This window comes from Georgenia subflava, from assembly GCF_009193155.1.
Lineage (GTDB): Bacteria > Actinomycetota > Actinomycetes > Actinomycetales > Actinomycetaceae > Georgenia > Georgenia subflava.
In genome coordinates, this window is record NZ_VUKD01000003.1 from 675,697 (window position 1) to 692,953 (window position 17,257).

At 71.4% G+C, this 17,257-nt stretch carries 12 protein-coding genes; 3 read left to right on the forward strand and 9 right to left on the reverse strand.

Annotated elements, in window-relative coordinates; translation table 11 throughout:
* Positions 1–10: 10 nt before the first annotated feature.
* Positions 11–1,873 carry a helicase HerA-like domain-containing protein gene (locus tag GD748_RS13025; RefSeq protein WP_152195592.1) on the forward strand — a complete coding sequence of 621 codons (1,863 nt, stop codon included), beginning with the start codon at positions 11–13 and terminating at the stop codon, positions 1,871–1,873.
* A gap of 23 nt (positions 1,874–1,896) precedes the next feature.
* On the opposite strand, the gene GD748_RS13030 is transcribed toward GD748_RS13025, so the two are convergent.
* Positions 1,897–2,922 (reverse strand): aldose 1-epimerase, encoded by a 1,026-nt coding sequence (locus GD748_RS13030; RefSeq protein ID WP_152195593.1) that lies wholly within the window; start codon positions 2,920–2,922, stop codon positions 1,897–1,899.
* 232 nt (positions 2,923–3,154) lie between these two features.
* Entirely contained in the window at positions 3,155–6,073 is a 2,919-nt protein-coding gene (leuS, locus tag GD748_RS13035) for a leucine--tRNA ligase (protein WP_152195594.1), read from the reverse strand.
* 244 nt (positions 6,074–6,317) lie between these two features.
* On the opposite strand from leuS, the gene GD748_RS13040 reads away from it, so the two are divergent.
* Entirely contained in the window at positions 6,318–6,773 is a 456-nt protein-coding gene (locus GD748_RS13040; RefSeq protein WP_152195595.1) for a Dps family protein, read from the forward strand.
* A gap of 217 nt (positions 6,774–6,990) precedes the next feature.
* Here the strand turns inward: GD748_RS13040 and GD748_RS13045 are convergent, their stop codons facing one another.
* The 7 genes from GD748_RS13045 to GD748_RS13075 all read right to left on the reverse strand — a co-directional run bounded on the left by GD748_RS13045 (position 6,991) and on the right by GD748_RS13075 (position 15,494).
* Positions 6,991–7,458 (reverse strand): MarR family winged helix-turn-helix transcriptional regulator, encoded by a 468-nt coding sequence (locus tag GD748_RS13045; RefSeq protein WP_152195596.1) that lies wholly within the window; start codon positions 7,456–7,458, stop codon positions 6,991–6,993.
* 241 nt (positions 7,459–7,699) lie between these two features.
* Positions 7,700–9,013 carry a TRAP transporter large permease gene (locus GD748_RS13050; protein WP_152195597.1) on the reverse strand — a complete coding sequence of 438 codons (1,314 nt, stop codon included), beginning with the start codon at positions 9,011–9,013 and terminating at the stop codon, positions 7,700–7,702.
* Between the two features lie 7 nt (positions 9,014–9,020).
* Complete coding sequence (locus GD748_RS13055; protein WP_152195598.1) at positions 9,021–9,635, reverse strand: TRAP transporter small permease; 615 nt, start codon at positions 9,633–9,635, stop codon at positions 9,021–9,023.
* Between the two features lie 170 nt (positions 9,636–9,805).
* Entirely contained in the window at positions 9,806–10,852 is a 1,047-nt protein-coding gene (locus GD748_RS13060; RefSeq protein WP_226921296.1) for a TRAP transporter substrate-binding protein, read from the reverse strand.
* A gap of 360 nt (positions 10,853–11,212) precedes the next feature.
* Entirely contained in the window at positions 11,213–12,634 is a 1,422-nt protein-coding gene (locus tag GD748_RS13065; RefSeq protein WP_226921298.1) for a mannitol dehydrogenase family protein, read from the reverse strand.
* Positions 12,631–14,055: a glucuronate isomerase gene (gene uxaC, locus GD748_RS13070; protein ID WP_226921300.1), complete on the reverse strand. Its 1,425-nt coding sequence runs from the start codon at positions 14,053–14,055 to the stop codon at positions 12,631–12,633. Before uxaC ends, GD748_RS13065 begins: the two co-directional genes overlap by 4 nt.
* Before the next feature lie 167 nt (positions 14,056–14,222).
* A complete protein-coding gene (locus GD748_RS13075) occupies positions 14,223–15,494 on the reverse strand; it encodes a LacI family DNA-binding transcriptional regulator (protein WP_226921302.1) in 1,272 nt (423 codons plus the stop codon).
* A gap of 255 nt (positions 15,495–15,749) precedes the next feature.
* Here GD748_RS13075 and GD748_RS13080 point away from each other — a divergent pair, with 255 nt between their 5' ends.
* The gene (locus GD748_RS13080; protein ID WP_152195600.1) at positions 15,750–17,177 is read left to right on the forward strand and encodes a glycoside-pentoside-hexuronide (GPH):cation symporter; all 1,428 of its coding nucleotides are present in this window, start codon (positions 15,750–15,752) and stop codon (positions 17,175–17,177) included.
* The last annotated feature ends 80 nt before the right edge of the window (positions 17,178–17,257 follow it).

The window sequence follows — 17,257 nt, forward strand, 5'->3', positions numbered from 1 at the left end:
CGATCGCGCCATGGCCGACGAACGCACCGACACCGCCGAGCTCGCCCGTCTCAGGGCCGAGGCAGCACAGGCTGCCGCCGACGCCGCGCAGGCGAGGGCCGTGGCGGCCCAGGCCGCGCTGGACGCGGCACTGGCAGCTGCACCTGCCCCGCAGCCTGCGGCGACAGACCGCACCGCTGCCCCGCAGGCTGCGGCGACAGACCGCACCGCTCCCCCGCAGGCTGCGGCGACCGACCCTACGACCGCCGCCCCGCTGGACGGCTACGCGGAGGAGGTCGCCGCGGGCTACAGCTTCGACGGCCCGGTCGTGCCCCTCGGCGCGCTCCTCGTGGACGGCGAGCCCCAGCCGGCCGCACAGGTGGCCCTGCCGCTGGCGATGCTGAACCGGCACGGCCTGGTGGCCGGGGCCACCGGCACCGGCAAGACCCGCACCCTGCAGCTCCTCGCGGAGGGCCTCTCGACGGCAGGCGTGCCGGTCTTCCTCACCGACATCAAGGGCGACCTCTCCGGCATGGTCGAGGGCGGCGAGGGCGGTGAGAAGCTGCTCGAGCGGACGCGTGGCATCGGTCAGGACTGGTCACCGACCTCGTTCCCGGTCGAGCTGCTCTCCCTGGGCGGTGTCGGGACCGGTGTACCAGTCCGCACCACCGTCACGGACTTCGGCCCGCTGCTGCTGAGCAAGGTTCTCGGGCTGAACGAGACGCAGGAGTCGAGCCTGCAGCTGATCTTCCACTGGGCCGACGCACAGGGTCTCGCGCTGCTCGACCTGAAGGACCTGCGATCGACCGTCGCATACCTCACCAGCGAGGACGGCAAGCCGGAGCTCAGGGAGATCGGTGGAATCTCGACGGCCACCGCCGGGGTGATCCTGCGGGAGCTCTCCGCCCTGCAGGCGCAGGGCGCCGACGTCTTCTTCGGCGAGCCCGCCTTCGAGACCGCCGACCTCCTGCGCACGGCCGACGACGGACGCGGCATCGTCTCCGCCCTGCAGCTGCCGGACCTGCAGGACCGTCCGGCGCTGTTCTCGACGTTCGTCATGTGGCTGCTCGCGGACCTGTTCGGCTCGCTCCCCGAGGTGGGCGACCCGGAGAGGCCCGAGCTGGTCTTCTTCTTCGACGAGGCGCACCTGCTGTTCGCCGACGCCTCCGACGAGTTCCTCGAGCAGGTGGTCCAGACCGTGCGCCTCATCCGGTCCAAGGGCGTCGGCATCGTCTTCGTCACCCAGACACCGTCGGACGTCCCGGCGGACGTCCTCGCGCAGCTGGGTGCGCGCGTGCAGCACGCGCTGCGCGCCTTCACCCCCAAGGACGCGGACGCCCTGCGTGACACCGCCCGGACCTTTCCCACCTCGCCCTACGACCTGGAGGAGGTGCTCACCTCGCTGGGCACCGGCGAGGCGGTGGTCACGGTGCTGTCGGAGGACGGAGTTCCCACCCCGGTGGCCGCCACGCGGATGCGGGCGCCGCGCTCCGCCATGCGGCCCGCGCCGGCTGCGGCGATGGCGCAGACGGTCGCCGGCTCAGCGCTGCGAGCCCGCTACGCCGAGGCGGTGGACGCCGAGTCCGCGTACGAGCTCCTCACCGCACGGGTGGCCCAGCAGGAGGCCGCCGCGCAGGCAGCGGCCACCCGGGCGGAGGCCGAGAAGCAGGCGCGTCAGCAGGAGAAGGAGGCGGTGCGGGCAGCCGAGGAGCGCGAGCGTGAGCTGAGGAAGATCCAGGCAGAGATCGAGCGCGAGGAGAAGAGGGCGCGCGCCGCCGCCGAACGAGCGCGGAAGGAACGCGCCAGCGCCTTCGACAGCTTCCTGAGATCGGCGGGCACCCAGCTCGGCCGGGAGATCACCCGCTCGATCTTCGGCACCCGACGCCGCCGCTAGGAGCAGCAGCTCCCGGCCGACGCTCAGCCCCGCCGGTACACGATGTCGCTGACGAGCTGGCGCTGCTCCCCCGGGGCCAGTGCGAGCTGCTCGGCGCAGTCCGGCCGGTTCAGGGCGTCGGCGACGAGCTGGCAGGGCTCGACGGCGAGCGAGGCCCGGGGGCCGCGCCTCAGGCTGTCGCCGGTGAAGACGTGCACCACCTGCGCCTGGAACGGCTCCTGCTCCACGGTCAGGCTCTCGCCGGTTCGCGCAGACCGCAGGACCGTCGCGACCACGCCGTCGTCGTCGGGCACGAGGTCCGTGAAGGCCTGGTCCAGAACCGTCTCCCCCACGGGCGACAGGCGAACCGGTGCGGACACGCCGGCTAGGGCCTGCTCGCCGGCCAGCGGGACGAGGCGGTCGTCGGTCAGCACCCTCGAGCGGGCGGGAACGGTCAGCTCGAGCTCGTCGACGGCGTTGTGCCCGGGCAACCGCAGGTAGGGGTGCCAGCCCAGCGCGACCGGCGCGGCGACCTCGCCGGTGTTGGTGGCCTCCAGCTGGAGGCCGAGGCGCGCCTCGCCCTCCGAGCCGACCCCGAGCGCGTACGTGACCGAGACGTCGAGCGAGAAGGGGTAGCCCGGGTACTGCCCTGGCTCGATCGTGGCGACCAGCCGCAGCGCCAGGGTCGAGTCGCGCACACTTGCCTGCGCACGGACGAACCGGGCGCCGGTCAGGAGCCCGTGCAGCGCCTCGCGGCCGGAGCCGGCGCCGGGCGCGAGGTCGTGGTGCGTGCCCGCGAAGGTGTAGCCGGCGTCGCGCACCCGGTTCGACCAGGGGACGAGGACGGCGTTGCGGTACCCGTCACGCCCGGCGAGCTCGGCCGCTGACGTGTAGCCGTCGAGGAGCTCCACGAGGTCGCCGTCGCGACCCGGCGCCTGCCACGACAGCACCGTCGCCCCGGTCTCCGCGACCACCACACGGGCGCCGTGCGGGTGCGTGAGCACCCAGGTCGGCTCGCCGTCGAGGGTGCTGCGCTCGACGCCGGTGCGCGTGACGGGCTGCGTCTCCATACGTTCACTCCTGGTCCTGAAGGCTTCTCCGCCCAGGGTGACGCATCCGTGCCCGGCGCCGCGGAGGTGTCCACGGACGCGACCGCCGTGCGTCGCGGACAAGACCGCCCGTCGCCGCGGACACGACCGCCCGCGGCCGAAGAGGCGACCGCCCGGCGTCGCGCAGACGTCCTCGGTCGCCACCCCGACGTCGCGCCGGTTGCGTGACGCCGGGTCGTCAGGACCGGCTCGCCTACTTCTCCGGGACGATGTTGACCAGCCTGGGGGCGCGCACGATCACCGTGCGCACGCCCTTCTCGCCCAGCACCCGCCGGACGGCGTCCGAGGCGAGGGCCTGCTCACGCAGGGCGTCCTCGGCGATGTCGGCCGGGACCTCGAGCCGGTCGCGGACCTTGCCCGCCACCTGGACCACGCAGGTCACGGTCTCCTCGACCAGGAGGGCCGGGTCCGCCGTCGGGAATGGCTCACGGGCCAGGGAACCGGTGTGCCCGAGCCGCGCCCACAGCTCCTCGGCGACGTGCGGGGCGACGGGTGCGACCATGAGCACCAGCGGCTCGATGGCCTCGCGCGGCACCTCGGCGAGGGACGTGAGGTGGTTGTTGAGCACGATCATGCGGGCGATCGCGGTGTTCACCCGCATGCCCGACATCTCGGTCTCGACCTCGTCGGCGGTCCGGGCCACCAGGCGGCGGGTCGTCTCGTCGGCCGGGGCGTCCACCACCGTCGTCTCGCCGGTGCGCTCGTCGACGACGTTGCGCCACAGTCGCTGGAGGAACCGCTGCGAGCCGACGACGGCGCGCGTGTCCCAGGGACGGGAGACGTCCAGCGGTCCCATGGACATCTCGTAGACCCGGAAGGTGTCCGCGCCGTAGGTGGCGTACATGTCGTCGGGGGTGACGATGTTCCGCAGCGACTTGCCCATCTTCCCGTACTCGCGGAAGACCTCCTGGCCGCGCCAGGTGTAGGTGGCCCCCGACGGGTCACGGTCGTCGGCGCCCGCCGACTCCTCCACCTCGTCGGCGGGGACGTACTGGCCGCGGGCGTCGGCGTAGGCGTACGCCTGGATGTAGCCCTGGTTGAACAGCTTGTGGAACGGCTCGGCGGAGGAGATGTACCCCAGGTCGTACAGGACCTTGTGCCAGAAGCGGGCGTAGAGCAGGTGGAGCACGGCGTGCTCGACGCCGCCGACGTACAGGTCCGCGCCGCCGGAGGGCCGGCCCTCGCGCGGGCCCATCCAGTACTGCTCCACCTCGGGGTCGACCAGCGCGTCGTGGTTGTGCGGGTCCAGGTAGCGCAGCTCGTACCAGGACGACCCGGCCCAGTTGGGCATGGTGTTGGTGTCGCGGTAGTACGTCTGCACCCCGTCGCCCAGGTCCAGCTCGACCTCCACCCACTCGGGCACCCGGCCCAGCGGCGGTTCCGGGGACGACGACGCGTCGTCCGGCTCGAAGGTGCGCGGCGAGTAGTCGGGTACCTCGGGGAGGTCGACCGGCAGCATCGACGCGGGCAGCGCGTGGGTGCGCCCGGCGGCGTCGTAGACCACGGGGAAAGGCTCGCCCCAGTACCGCTGGCGGGAGAACAGCCAGTCACGCAGCCGGTAGGTGGTGGCGCCGCGCCCGACGCCACGGTCCTCCAACCAGTCGATCATCGTGGTCTTGGCGGTGGCGACGTCCAGCCCGTCCAGCGACAGGTCCTTGCCCGCGGAGTTCACGACGACGCCGTCGCCGACGTATGCCGCGTCGCGGGCGAAGCCCTCGGGCGGGGCGACCGTGTAGACCACCGGCAGGTCGTAGGCCTGCGCGAACTCGTAGTCGCGCTGGTCGCCGCCGGGCACCGCCATGATCGCGCCGGTGCCGTAGCCCATGAGCACGTAGTCGGCGACGAAGACCGGCACCTGGGCGCCGTCGACCGGGCTGGTCGCGTAGATCCCGGTGAAGACTCCGGTCTTGGTGCGCTCGGCGTCCTGCCGCTCGGCGTCCGACTTCGCTGCGGCGGCCTGCTGGTAGGTGTGCACCGCCTCGGCGGGGGTGGCGGCGCCACCGGTCCAGGCGTCCTTGGTGCCCGCGGGCCACGCCTGCGGCACGGCGCCGTCCGCCAGCAGCGGGTGCTCCGGGGAGACGACCATGAAGGTCGCGCCGAACAGGGTGTCCGGGCGGGTGGTGAAGACGGTCAGCGGCCCGTCGGTGCCCGGGACGGTGAAGTCGACGTGCGCGCCCGTGGACCGGCCGATCCAGTTCCGCTGCATCGAGCGGACCTTCTCGGGCCAGTCGATGGTGTCCAGGTCGTCCACCAGCCGGTCCGCGTACGCGGTGATGCGCAGCATCCACTGGCGCAGGTTTCGCTTGAAGACCGGGTAGTTGCCGCGCTCGGACCGGCCCTCGGCGGTGACCTCCTCGTTCGCGAGCACGGTGCCCAGCCCGGGGCACCAGTTCACCGGCGCGTCGGAGATGTAGGCCAGCCGGTGGTCGTCGACCACCTGACGCCGCTCGTCGGGGTCCAGCTCCGACCACGGACGCCCGTCCGGGGTGGCACGGGTGCCGGCGGCCAGCTCTGCCTCGAGCTCGGCGATCGGGCGGGCACGGCCCAGGCCGCCGTCGGGTCGGGGCGCGGCGTCGTCGTAGAAGGAGTTGAAGATCTGCAGGAAGATCCACTGCGTCCACCGCACGAACTCGGGGTCGGTGGTGGCGAAGGTGCGCCGCTCGTCGTGCGCCAGGCCCAGCCGGCGCAGCTGGCTGCGCATGTTCGCGATGTTCTCCTCGGTGGTGATCCGAGGGTGCTGCCCGGTCTGGACGGCGTACTGCTCGGCCGGCAGTCCGAACGCGTCGTAGCCCAGGGCGTGCAGGACGTTCTTGCCCTTCATCCGCTGGTAGCGCCCGACGACGTCGGTCGCGATGTAACCCAGCGGGTGCCCCACGTGCAGCCCCTTGCCCGACGGGTACGGGAACATGTCGAGCAGGTAGAACTTCTCGGCCGGCACGTCGCCGGACAGGTCGCCGGAGGGGTTGTCGGCGTGGAAGGTCCCGGCCTCGGACCAGCGGTCCTGCCATCGTCGCTCGATCTCGTTCGCCAGCTCCGCGGTGTAGCGGTGGCCGGTCTCGTCGGTCGCCGTGCTCGCGCCGCCGGCAGCGGTGGCCTCGTCGTGCTTGCTCATGGGTGCGTTCCTCGTCCCTGGGGGGTGGCTGCTCCTGACAGAAGAAAACCTCCCGGGCAGGGAGGCGAGCCGCGCTGGTGCGGCGCCCGGTGAGAGCGGGCGCCCGCTGGTGTCAGCGCGGCTGGGTAAGGAGCACCACGGCCGTCATGGGTACAGGCTATCGCAGGCGGTCCGCGGGCCCCCGACCTACAGTGACGACGAACGCCGTACCCGACGTCGGCCACAGAGGCCGGAGAGGACCGACATGCCGAACAAGCCGCTCAAGATCCAGGAGACGAGCCTGCAGGAGGCGCTCGTCGACCTCGTCGACCTGGCGCTGCAGGGCAAGCAGGCGCACTGGAACATCCACGGCCCGCACTTCCGCTCCGTGCACCTCCAGCTGGACGAGATCATCGCCCAGGTGCGTGCCGCGTCCGACGAGGTCGCCGAGCGTCTCGTCGCCATCGGAGGCGCACCCGACGCGCGGGCCGCGACGGTGGCGGAGACCTCGGGCCTCGATGCGCTCGAGGGCGGGCGGCTGGCGACGGACAAGGTCGTGCGCCAGTTCGAGGAGCGTCTGCAGACGGCGTCCGACCGCATCAAGGGCCACCTCGACGCACTCGACGAGAAGGACCACCTCAGCACCGACCTGCTCACGGGCATCGCCATCGGCCTGGAGAAGCAGGCGTGGATGCTGCGGGCGAGCACCGAGGACGTCTGAGTCCCGCTGCGCCGACGGCCGCGGCCGGCCCGCTCCCGGGCCGGCCGCCGCCACGCACCATGACCGTGCCACGCACGGTGCCCGGCCTTGCCCGCCGCCGCGTGGCATGACCGCCGCCACGCGCGATGACCGCGCCGCGCACCACGCACCGTGCCCGCCGCTACTCGGCACGGCCGCCGCCACAGAGCCCGATCGCGGGCCGCAGGTCCGAGCGACGTCAGGGCCGGTAGGCGCGCAGCCGGCCGGTCAGCTCCGTCAGGGTGCGCAGCTCCTCCTCGTTGAGCGCCCCGCCGACGTGGCGCCTGATGCTGCGCACGTGCTGCCTGGCCACGTGGCGCTGCAGGGCGAGCCCCTCGGCCGTGAGGACGACGACCAGGCCACGGGCGTCGTCCGTGGCCGGGTCGCGCCGTACCAGCCCGCGCCCCTCGAGCCGCTCGACCATCCGGCTCAGGCTCGGCTGGGAGAGGAGGACGTGCTCGTTGAGGTCGCGCAGCCGCAGGCGCTGCTCGGGTGCCCGGCTGAGGGTGAAGAGCACGTCGTACTCGCGCGACCGGATCGGCGCGAAGTCCCCGGCGGCCTCGAAGCGACGCATCAGGTTGACCTGGGCCCGGAAGAGCGACTCCCAGGCCTCGGCGGCCACGCGCGCGCTGACCCGCTCGTCGGACTGCTCCGCCGGTGCCGCCATCACTCCCCGTTTCTCTGGTCTGTGCCCACCCTAGGGCCGTGCGGCGCCCACCCTGGTAGCCGGGCGGTGCTGCGCCCCGGAGAGCCGGCCGTCGTGGGCGACGACGCGCCGTCGTGGGGGCGACGCCCGCGGTCGCCGTCGTGGGCGACGACGAGACGCCCAGCGCGATCGGCCGTCGAGACCGACGGTGAAGGCCGGCGCCGCAGCTGCGACGCCGGCCTTGCCCGGATGGTCGGTCCCGTCAGGGGGTGGCGATCAGCCCGGTGACCTCCGGCAGCCACAGGGACAGCTGCGGGACGAAGGCGACGACGAACAGGGCGATGCACAGTGCCCAGAAGAAGGGCATGACCCTGGCGATCATCGGCTCGATGCGCACGTTCGCGACGCGCGCCGCCACGAACAGGTTGTTGCCCACCGGCGGCGAGATGTTCCCGAGGCACATGTTGAACACCATCATCGTGCCGAAGTGGATCGGGCTGTAGCCCAGCTCGACGACGACGGGCAGGAAGATCGGCGTGAAGATCAGGATGGCGGGCGTCGGGTCCATGACCGTACCGGCAAGGAGCAGGACGATCATGATCATGATGATGATCAGGAACTCGTTGTCCGTGATCCCCAGCATCGTGTCGGCGATCAGGTCGGGGAGCCGCGCGTAGGCCAGCAGGTACGCGAGGATGCTCGAGACCCCGATGAGCAGCATGACGATCGCCGTCGTCTCGGCCGCCTCCCGGGTGATCCCAGGGAGGTCACGCGGCTTCAGGGTCCGCTGGATCAGCCCGAGGACCAGGGAGTAGAGCACCGCGACGACCGCAGACTCCGTGGCCGTGAAGTACCCGGCGAGGATGCCGCCGATGACGACGACGATCATGAACAGCGCCGGGATGGCGCGCAGGAAGACGATCGTGGCCTGCCGGAGGGTCGGCCGCTCCCCGCTCTTGAGCTCGGGGTGCTTGCGGGCGTAGATCGCGACCATGATGAGGCAGACGAGCGCCCAGAGGAGCCCCGGCCCGACGCCGGCCATGAAGAGCGCGGCGATCGAGGTGCTCGAGACGAGCGAGTAGACGATGAACGTGTTGCTCGGCGGGAGCAGCATGCCGGTCGGGGACGCGGCCGCGTTGACGCCGGCGGCGAAGTTCATGTCGTACCCGCCCCTGCGCATCGACGGCGACAGCACCGAGCCGACGGCGGCGGCGGACGCGACGGACGCACCCGAGACCGTCCCGAACATGGCGTTGGCGACGACGGTGGTCTGGGCGAGGGAGGCGGGGAGCCGCCCGGCGACGACCAGCGCCAGGTCGATGAGTCTCTGCGCGATGCCGCCGGTGTTCATCAGGCCGCCGGCGAGGATGAAGAACGGGATCGCCAGGAGCGGGAACGAGTTCGTGCCTGCGACGATCCGCTGCGCGGACGTGAGGGCGGCGCCCTCCCAGCCGGACAGGACGACGATGGCGAGAGCGGCGGGCAGGCCCATCGAGACGGCCACCGGCACACCCAGGGCGATGCCGATGACGATGCCGGCCAGGAAGATGATGATTGCGAGAGTCACGGGTTCCATGGCGGCCTCAGATTCCTTGAAGGTTCTCGTCGATCTCGGGCATGGCCTCCTCCGTGCCGGCGAACATCCCGACCACGTGGCAGATGGAGAAGAACGTGATCAGCACGCCCGCGACCGGCAGGACGAGGTAGATCTGCCCGACACTGACCGGCATGGTCGACACGTCGAGGTTCCACGCGGTCGTCGCGACCTCGTAGCCGCCGTAGATCAGGACGTACACGGCGAAGAACATGATCGTCGCCTCGACGAAGACGCCGACGACGAGCTGCAGCTTCTCGTTGAACTTGTTGACGAGGACCTCGACGGCGATGTGCCCGCGCTGGGAGAACACCAGTGCCGCACTCAGGAGTGCGAGCACCACGAAGGTGTAGCGCGCGACCTCCACCGTCCACGTGGCGGGCGTCGGCAGGACCAGCCGGGAGAAGACCTGCCAGGACACCACGACGACGAGCGCCGTGAAGAGGACCACGCAGATGATGATGAGGACCTTGTCGATGAACCTCCGGACAGCCTCGAGGCCGGCGACGATCGGCCCTCCTGTGGGGCGACCGCCGTTGCCGGTGGCCCCCTGCTCGGGGGCAGACGGGTCGCCGCCCGAGCCTCCCACGTCCTTGTTACTCATGTGTTCCTCCGCTCAGGGGCGACGGTGTGCGCCGCGTGGGGCACAGCGTAGGGTTTCGCCGACGATTTGTGTTGCGGGCCGTTCGCCGGCTGCCGGCGCGACGGCCGGGCGCAGCGCGGCCGGGGAGGCGCACCGTGCAGAGCTCGGTGCACCTCCCCGGCCGCAGCGGATCACTCAGCGGCTGCCCGTGCGGCGTCGTAGAGCGCCTGCTGGACGTCATTGTTGATGAACTGGTCGGCCAGGGCGAGCAGCGGCTCGGCGAAGGCCTCCTCGTCGACCTCGCTGAAGGTGGCGCCACCGGCCGTGGCCTGCTCGATGGCGTCCTGCGTGGCCTCGTCCCACAGCTGGGTGTGCTCCTCGTAGGCGGCGGTCCACTCCTCGTCGAAGGCGGCCCGGTCCTCCTCGGACATGGAGGCGAGCACGTCGCTGTTGATGATCAGGTAGTCCAGGCCGACCAGGTGGTTGGTGTAGGACCAGTACGGCGCGACCTCGAAGTGCTTCTGGGTCCAGTAGGACACCTCGTTGTTCTCGCCGGCGTCGAGCACGCCGGACTGCAGAGCCGTGTAGACCTCACCGAAGGCCATCGGGGTCGCCGAGGCACCGAGCGCCTCGGCCATCGCGATGTGCAGGTCGGACTCCTGGACACGCAGGTTCATCCCGGCCATGTCCGCCGGGGTCTCCACCGCGGTGGAGGTGGTGTAGACGCTGCGGGCGCCCTGCGTGAAGCCGCCGAGCACGGTGAGGTTGTCGGACTCCTCGAGCGAGGAGTAGAGGTCGCCGACGATCTCCTGGTCGTGCACGACGCTCATCTGGTGCTCGACGTCGTCGAAGACCTTGGGCAGGTTGAAGACGAGGAAGTCCTCGTTGAGGTTCTCGAGCTGCGTGCCGGAGACGATCGCCATCTCGACGCCGCCTTCGGAGACGAGCTGCAGGGACTCCTGCTGCGCGCCGAGGACCTCGTTCGGGTAGACCTCGATGTCCCAGCGGCCGTCGGTGGCCTCGGACAGGCGCTCGCCGAAGTTGTCCAGCGCGATGAACGAGGGGTGCTCCTCGGTCTGGTTCAGGGACAGGCGCATGGTGGTGCCGTCGGCGGCCCCGGTCTCGCCGCCGCCGGCCGTGCCGTCATCGGTGGCGTCGCCGCCGCCGCCGCAGGCCGCCAGGGTCAGCGCGGTGGCGCCGGCCAGGGCGACCATGGAGAGGGTCTTCTTGCGCATCATGGGGGATCTTCCTGTTCTGCTCGTCGACGAGCGGTTCGGTCGTGCACGCCCCGGTTGATCACTCACCGCGGGACATCTTCTCGGTCCTGGCCGGGCCGCGTTCGTTGCGGTTCACGGTCGGTCCGAAAACTCGTGGGGGGACATCGTGCTCTGGGGGGACATCGTGCGGACCGGGGAAGGCACTACTCCCCGTTCCGTTACTTGTGACGTGAAGATTCAGCCACGGCGGCAACCCCGCTGCCAACGAGTTGCCACTCCTTGCCTTCGCCCGGTCACGGTGCGGTAACGACCGGGCGCGCGAAAACCGGACGGGGCGCCGCGACCGATGGTCACGACGCCCCGTCTGCGTTCCTCGCAGGGTCAGTGCCCGGGCCGGGCCTTCGCCGTGCCCTCGTGGGCGAGGATCTCCTCGGACCTGGCGACGACGGCGGCCACCAGCTCGTCGTCGGGCAGGAGATCCGCGCCGAACGTGGTCAGCAGCTTCTCCGTGGCCTCGGCGACCGTGCCCTGGGCGGCCGCGACGACGTCGGACTCACGCGCGTCCTTCACCGGTGCGCCGTGGCCCTGCAGGTGCAGGATCCACGCGGCCAGGGCGCGGACCGGGCCGTCGGGCAACCGGCCCGCGGCACGCTCGAGGCGCAGCGCGGGCAGGATGCGCACCGGGATCTTCTGGGAGCCGTCGGCGGCGATCTGCGCGAGCAGGTGCCGCACCCGGGCGTTGAAGTACCGCTCGAGCAGCGCCGCCCGGTAGGCGGCGACGTCGTCCTGCGGGACGCTCAGGTGCGGCCCGGCGACGTCCCACCACGCCTCGACCCAGCGGCGCACGGTCGGGTCGGCGATGGCGTCGGCGACGGTCTCGTGGCCCACGATGGTCGCCGCGTACGCCATGAGCGAGTGGGACCCGTTGAGCATCCAGAGCTTGCGCTGCTCGAACGGCTCGACGTCGTCCACGATCGTGACGCCCGACTCCTCCCAGGAGGGCCGCCCGGCCGGGAAGTCGCCGGCGACGACCCACTCGCTGAAGGGCTCGGTGGGCACCGGCGAGGCGTCGTCGTACCCCTGCGACTCGGCGACGGCGCCGCGTTCGGCGTCGGTGGTGGCCGGGGTGATCCGGTCGACCATGGACGTCGCCCAGGCGACGTTGTCGTCCATCCATCCCACCAGCGCCGGGTCGACGAGCTCGGCGAGGTCGACGACGACCGTGCGGAACGCCGGGCCGTTCTCGGGCAGGTTGTCGCACGGCAGGACGGTGATCGCCCCGGCGCCGGCCTCCCGGCGGGCGAGGAACCCGCCGACGACCTTGCCCGGCGTCGTCCGTGTCGTGGCCGACGGGTCGGCCTTGAGCGCCTCGACGTCGGCGCGGACGTGCTCGTCGTCGGCGTCGAGATGGCCGTCCGGGCCCCGCATGTACCCGGCCTCGGTCACCGTCGTCGTGATGACGGCGGTCTCGGGGGCGCGGAGGTAGCCGAGGAATGCTTCGGAGTCGTCCGCCGCGTGCACGGCGGACAGGGAGCTGATGACCTCGAACTCGTCGCCGTCGGCCTGCCGGGTGATGAGCGTGTACAGCCCGTCCTGCGGGGCGAGGGCCTCGGCGGTGTCCGGGCGGCGCCCGGTGAAGGCGGCGATCCCCCAGTCGTCGGCGTCCGGTGCGTGCTCGGTGTACCAGGCCTGGTGGGCGCGGGTGAAGTTGCCGACGCCCAGGTGCACGATCCGGACCGGGGCCGCGGGACGGCCGTGGTTCGCGCGGGAGAGGCGGGGCACGTCGCTGGGCTCGGTGTTCACAGCTTGAAGGCCTTCCGGGGGTTGGTGACCACGAGGTCGTGGGCGGTGTCGAGGGCCTCGTCCATGGTGAGCCGGTGGTCGGCGACGAGCTCGGCGAGGAACCCGGAGTCGATCCGCCGGTTCATGTCGTGGCGCGCGGGGATGGACAGGAACGCCCGGGTGTCGTCGATGAAGCCGGAGGTCTTGGTGAACCCGGCCGATCCGGTGATCGCCGCCCGGTAGCGCTTGATGGCCTCCGCCTCGTCGATGAACCACCAGGGCGCACCGACGTAGACCGACGGGTAGAAGCCGGCCAGCGGCGCGACCTCGCGCGAGTAGACGTCCTCGTCGATGGTGAAGATGACCAGCTGGAAGTTCGGCGCGGTGCCGAACGCGGAGAGCATGGGCTGCAGCGCGTTGGCGTACTCCACGGCCATCGGGATGTCGCCGCCGACGTCGGCACCGTACGTCTCGAAGCTCGGCTGGTGGTGGTTGCGCACCACGCCCGGGTGCAGGGTCATCACCAGGCCGTCCTCGGAGGCCATGCGGGCCTGCTGGAAGACGAAGTCCCGGCGCAGCGCGTCGCCCTCCTCCGAGGTGATCTCCCCGGCGCGGGCCCGCGCGTAGAGGCGCTCGGCCTCGGAGTCGTCGAGCTTCTCGGCACGGGCGTCGCGGTGGGAATGGTCGGAGGAGACGGCGCCGTTCTCCTTGAAGAACGCGCGGCGGTTCTCCATCGCGGCGATCCAGCCTGCGTAGGTGCCGGTGTCGACGCCGGAGACCTCGCCCAGGGTGTCGACCAGGCCGTTCCAGGCGGGGGTGGCCGGCTCGAGGTACTTGTCGGGGCGGAAGGTCGGGGCGACCTTGCCCTCCCAGGTCGGGTCGTTCGCCAGCTTGATGTGGTGGCGCAGGTCGTCGGCCGGGTCGTCGGTGGTCGCGATGAACTCGATGTTGAAGCGCTTGTACAGCGCGCGCGGGCGGAACTCCGGCGTCGCGATCGCCTCGGCGATGCGGTCGTAGATGGCGTCGGCGCTCTCGGCCGAGGGCACGAGGTCGATGCCGAAGACGTCGGCGAGCTCGGACTCGAACCAGAACTTCATCGGGGTGCCGCGGTAGACCTTCCAGTTCGAGCACAGCAGCCGGAAGGCGTTGCGGGCCTGCTCGGGGCTGAACTCCTGCTGCGCGACGCCGAGGTCGGCCAGGGACACGCCGCTGGAGTGGAGCAGGCGGTTGATGTAGTGGTCCGGCGTGATCAGCAGGGACGTCGGGTCGCCGAACGGGACGTCGTCGGCCAGCCACTGCGGCGGCACGTGCCCGTGCGGGGAGATGATCGGGAGGTCCTTCACCGCGTCGTAGAGCTCTCGGGCGATGCTCCGCAGGCCGGGCTCGGTGGGGAGCAGCCGGTCGGGGTGGACGTGGAGGACTGCGTCGTCAGCGGTGGTCATGCGTGCCATCCTCCTCGCGCTGTCGCGGCCCGGGCAACGTGTTGCCGCCAGTTGCCCGGTCCGTCGGGTCCTGCAGGCGATCGGTCCAGCGCCGACGGCTCGACCTGCCGGCGTCCGGTCGGTCGGGCAGCTGGTTCGACGCCACGGCCCGGGCGGCTCGGCCCGACCTACGCATTCTCCGGCGCCGGCAGGATGTCCGGCACCGTGTGCCCGCCGGAGTGCGGGAGGCGGACGGCGGCACCCGGGGCCTCGGCGGTGCTGGCTCGCTCGACCAGCTTGACCGGGACGACGACGGGCGGCCCGCCGCGTGGGTGCGCACCCTTGATCTGGGCGACGAGGTTGCGCACCGCCGCCGCCCCGAGCGCCCGGCGGGGTGTCGCCACGGTCGTCAGCGCCGGCGAGACGAGGTCGGCCGCGAAGATGTTGTCGTACCCCACGACCGACACGTCCGAGGGCACGCCGATCCCCCGGCCCTGGACGGCGCGGATGAAGCCGATGGCGACCAGGTCGTTGTAGGCGATCACGCCGGACGTCGGCGCGAGCATCCACGCTTTCGCCCCGGCGACCCCGCCCGCGACGTTCGGGGACAGCGGGCCGAGCCGGCGCACGTGCACGGACAGCTCGAGGGAGGCCTCGCGCAGCCCGCGCCAGCGCATCCCGTCCGCCCAGGAGGCCTCCGGCCCGGCGAGGTAGGTCACCGGGTCGTGCCCCAGCTCGCCGAGGTGCTCGAGCGCCCGCCGCACGCCGCGGGCGTTGTCCGGCACGACCGAGGGGATCTCGCGGACGGCCCGGTTCAGGGCGACCATGGGCTTCTGCTTGGCGATCATCCGGATCGAGGCGTCGGACATCCGCGACGTGCCGAGCACGATGCCGTCGACGATGGGCAGCGCCCGCTCGAGGGCCTCGCGCTCCCGCTTGTCCGACTCGCGCGAGTCCACCAGCAGCACCGTGTACCCGGCCTCGGCCGCCTCGTCCTGGACGCCGTTGATGATCTCGAAGTAGACCGGGTTGGTGATGTCCGGGACGACCAGGGCGATGAGGCTGGAGTGCGTGGTGGCCAGGGCCCGGGCCATCGGGTTGGTCCGGTAACCCAGCTCGGCCGCAACCTTGCGGATCCGGTCGGCGGTCTCGGAGTTGACCCGGCCCGGACGCGAGAAGGTGCGCGAGACCGTCGACGGAGCCACACCGGCGGCCTGCGCGACGTCGTAGATCGTGGGCGAGATGCGTCGTCGCTGGCCGCTGGCCACCGCCTCCGCCGGCACGTCTCCTTCCTGGCCTGGCGGGGTCTCGTATGAGTCTTCCGGGACTGCGGCCTGAGCGTCGGGGACGGCGGCGTCCTGCCCGTCACGGATCGCGGCGTCCTGTGCCGGACGGTGCTCGTCGTCCAACGCCTCGACCGGTTCGCGGTCCCCCGCCCCGTCGGTGTCCTTGCGTCCCACAGCGGCCACTCCTCCCTGAATGGCCACCACCGTAACGGAGTCGGGGGCAACCGGCGGCAATCGCTTGCCTCTTCCGGGTTCCAGAGTTAGCTGCCTATGTACGTTCCGGTTAGTTCATGCAATCTCTGGCAACTCCTTGTTGCCACGACGGCTGCGGTCGTCGAATGGCCACATCACAACAACCGCCGCCGCGCGCAGGCGCCGTGACCTCAGGCGTCGGACCGCGCGGTGGCCGGCGGACCGAGGAGCTCTCCCATGACGAGCACGACAACGCGACCGCACCTGTCCTTCAGGACGGTCGCCGGCTACGGCGCCGGCGACGCGGGCAACAACATCGCCTTCCAGATGACTGGTCTGTTCCTGCTGATCTTCTACACCAACGTCGTGGGGATCGACCCGGTGCATGCGGGCAACATCTTCCTCTTCGTCAAGATCTGGGACGCGTTCGCCGACCTGTTCGCGGGCCGCATGGTCGACCGGACGATGACCCGCTGGGGCAAGTTCCGTCCGTTCATCCTCTGGTACTCGGTGCCGCTGCTGGCGGCGAACCTGCTGTGCTTCTGGATCCCCGTCGACGACTACGGCATGAAGATCGTCTGGGCCGTCGTCTCCTACGCCGTCCTCGGGCTGCTCTACTCGCTCGTCAACATCCCGTTCGGGTCCCTGGCCGGTGCGATGAGCCAGGACCCCGTGGACCGCTCGCGACTCGCCTCCGCCCGGATGGTCGGTTCCGGCGCGACCATCCTTCTGCTCTCTCTCGTGCTCGCGCCGCAGATCGCGGGCGCCGACGACCTCTCCACCACGTTCCTCCTCACCGCCGTCGCCTTCCTCGTCGTCGGCACCGCGTTGTACATGTGGACCTTCCTCACCTCGAAGGAGAACGTGTTCCGCGAGGTCGAGCGCGTCACCCTGCGGGAGACCGTCGCCACGGTCCGCCAGAACGGCCCCCTGGTCCGGCTGTGCATCGCGTCGTTCTTCTACCTCACAGGGCAGAACGTGGTCTCGGCGATGGGCATCTACATCGCGAACGACGCCCTCTCGCAGTACGCCGGAGCCGGCAACTGGCTCGCCTCGGTCGTCACGATCATCACCACCGGTGCCGTGCTCTACGTCGGGCCTCTCGGCCCCGGCGTCACGCGCCGCCTCGGCAAGAAGCACGGATTCCTGGCCGCCTGCCTGGTCGCGGTCGCCGGCGGCGTCCTGTTCGGCGTGGGCGACAACCTGCTGGTGAGCCTGTTCGGCCTGTTCCTCATCGGCCTGGGCATGGCGCTGCTGAACACGATGACCTGGGCGCTCGAGGCGGACACGGTCGAGTACGGCGAGCTCAAGACCGGTATCCGCACCGAGGGCGCGACCTACTCGGCGTTCTCCTTCACCCGCAAGGTCGGCCAGGCGGTGGGCGCCGCGATCGCCGCCTACGCGCTCGGCCTCATCGGCTTCGACGGCGCCGCGGACGTCCAGCCGCAGTCGGTGCTGGACGGCATGACGCTGACCGTCGCGGTCATCCCCGCCATCTTCTTCCTGCTGGCGTTCGCGATCATGTGGCGCTACCCCATCACCGAGGACCGCTTCGTCGAGATCATGGACCAGATCGAGGAGAACCGCGCCCGCCGGCACGCCGAGCTGCACCCGGAGGGCGAGACGGCGGCCACCTCGCCCGAGCCGCTGCCCGCACGCGCCTGACGCGCGAGCAACTGGCGGCAACAAGCAGCGCCGCCTCGTTCCGCGCGGCGACCACGACGTAGGGTGACGCCAGGAACGAG

What these genes read in the sequence shown, in the direction of transcription:
- GD748_RS13045 (WP_152195596.1), bottom strand. Translation starts at nt 7,458, where the DNA reads ATGGCGGCACCGGCGGAGCAGTCCGACGAGCGGGTCAGCGCGCGCGTG.
- GD748_RS13050 (WP_152195597.1), bottom strand. Translation starts at nt 9,013, where the DNA reads ATGGAACCCGTGACTCTCGCAATCATCATCTTCCTGGCCGGCATCGTC.
- GD748_RS13040 (WP_152195595.1), top strand. Translation starts at nt 6,318, where the DNA reads ATGCCGAACAAGCCGCTCAAGATCCAGGAGACGAGCCTGCAGGAGGCG.
- leuS (WP_152195594.1), bottom strand. Translation starts at nt 6,073, where the DNA reads ATGAGCAAGCACGACGAGGCCACCGCTGCCGGCGGCGCGAGCACGGCG.
- GD748_RS13060 (WP_226921296.1), bottom strand. Translation starts at nt 10,852, where the DNA reads ATGATGCGCAAGAAGACCCTCTCCATGGTCGCCCTGGCCGGCGCCACC.
- GD748_RS13025 (WP_152195592.1), top strand. Translation starts at nt 11, where the DNA reads ATGGCCGACGAACGCACCGACACCGCCGAGCTCGCCCGTCTCAGGGCC.
- uxaC (WP_226921300.1), bottom strand. Translation starts at nt 14,055, where the DNA reads ATGACCACCGCTGACGACGCAGTCCTCCACGTCCACCCCGACCGGCTG.
- GD748_RS13030 (WP_152195593.1), bottom strand. Translation starts at nt 2,922, where the DNA reads ATGGAGACGCAGCCCGTCACGCGCACCGGCGTCGAGCGCAGCACCCTC.
- GD748_RS13080 (WP_152195600.1), top strand. Translation starts at nt 15,750, where the DNA reads ATGACGAGCACGACAACGCGACCGCACCTGTCCTTCAGGACGGTCGCC.
- GD748_RS13055 (WP_152195598.1), bottom strand. Translation starts at nt 9,635, where the DNA reads ATGAGTAACAAGGACGTGGGAGGCTCGGGCGGCGACCCGTCTGCCCCC.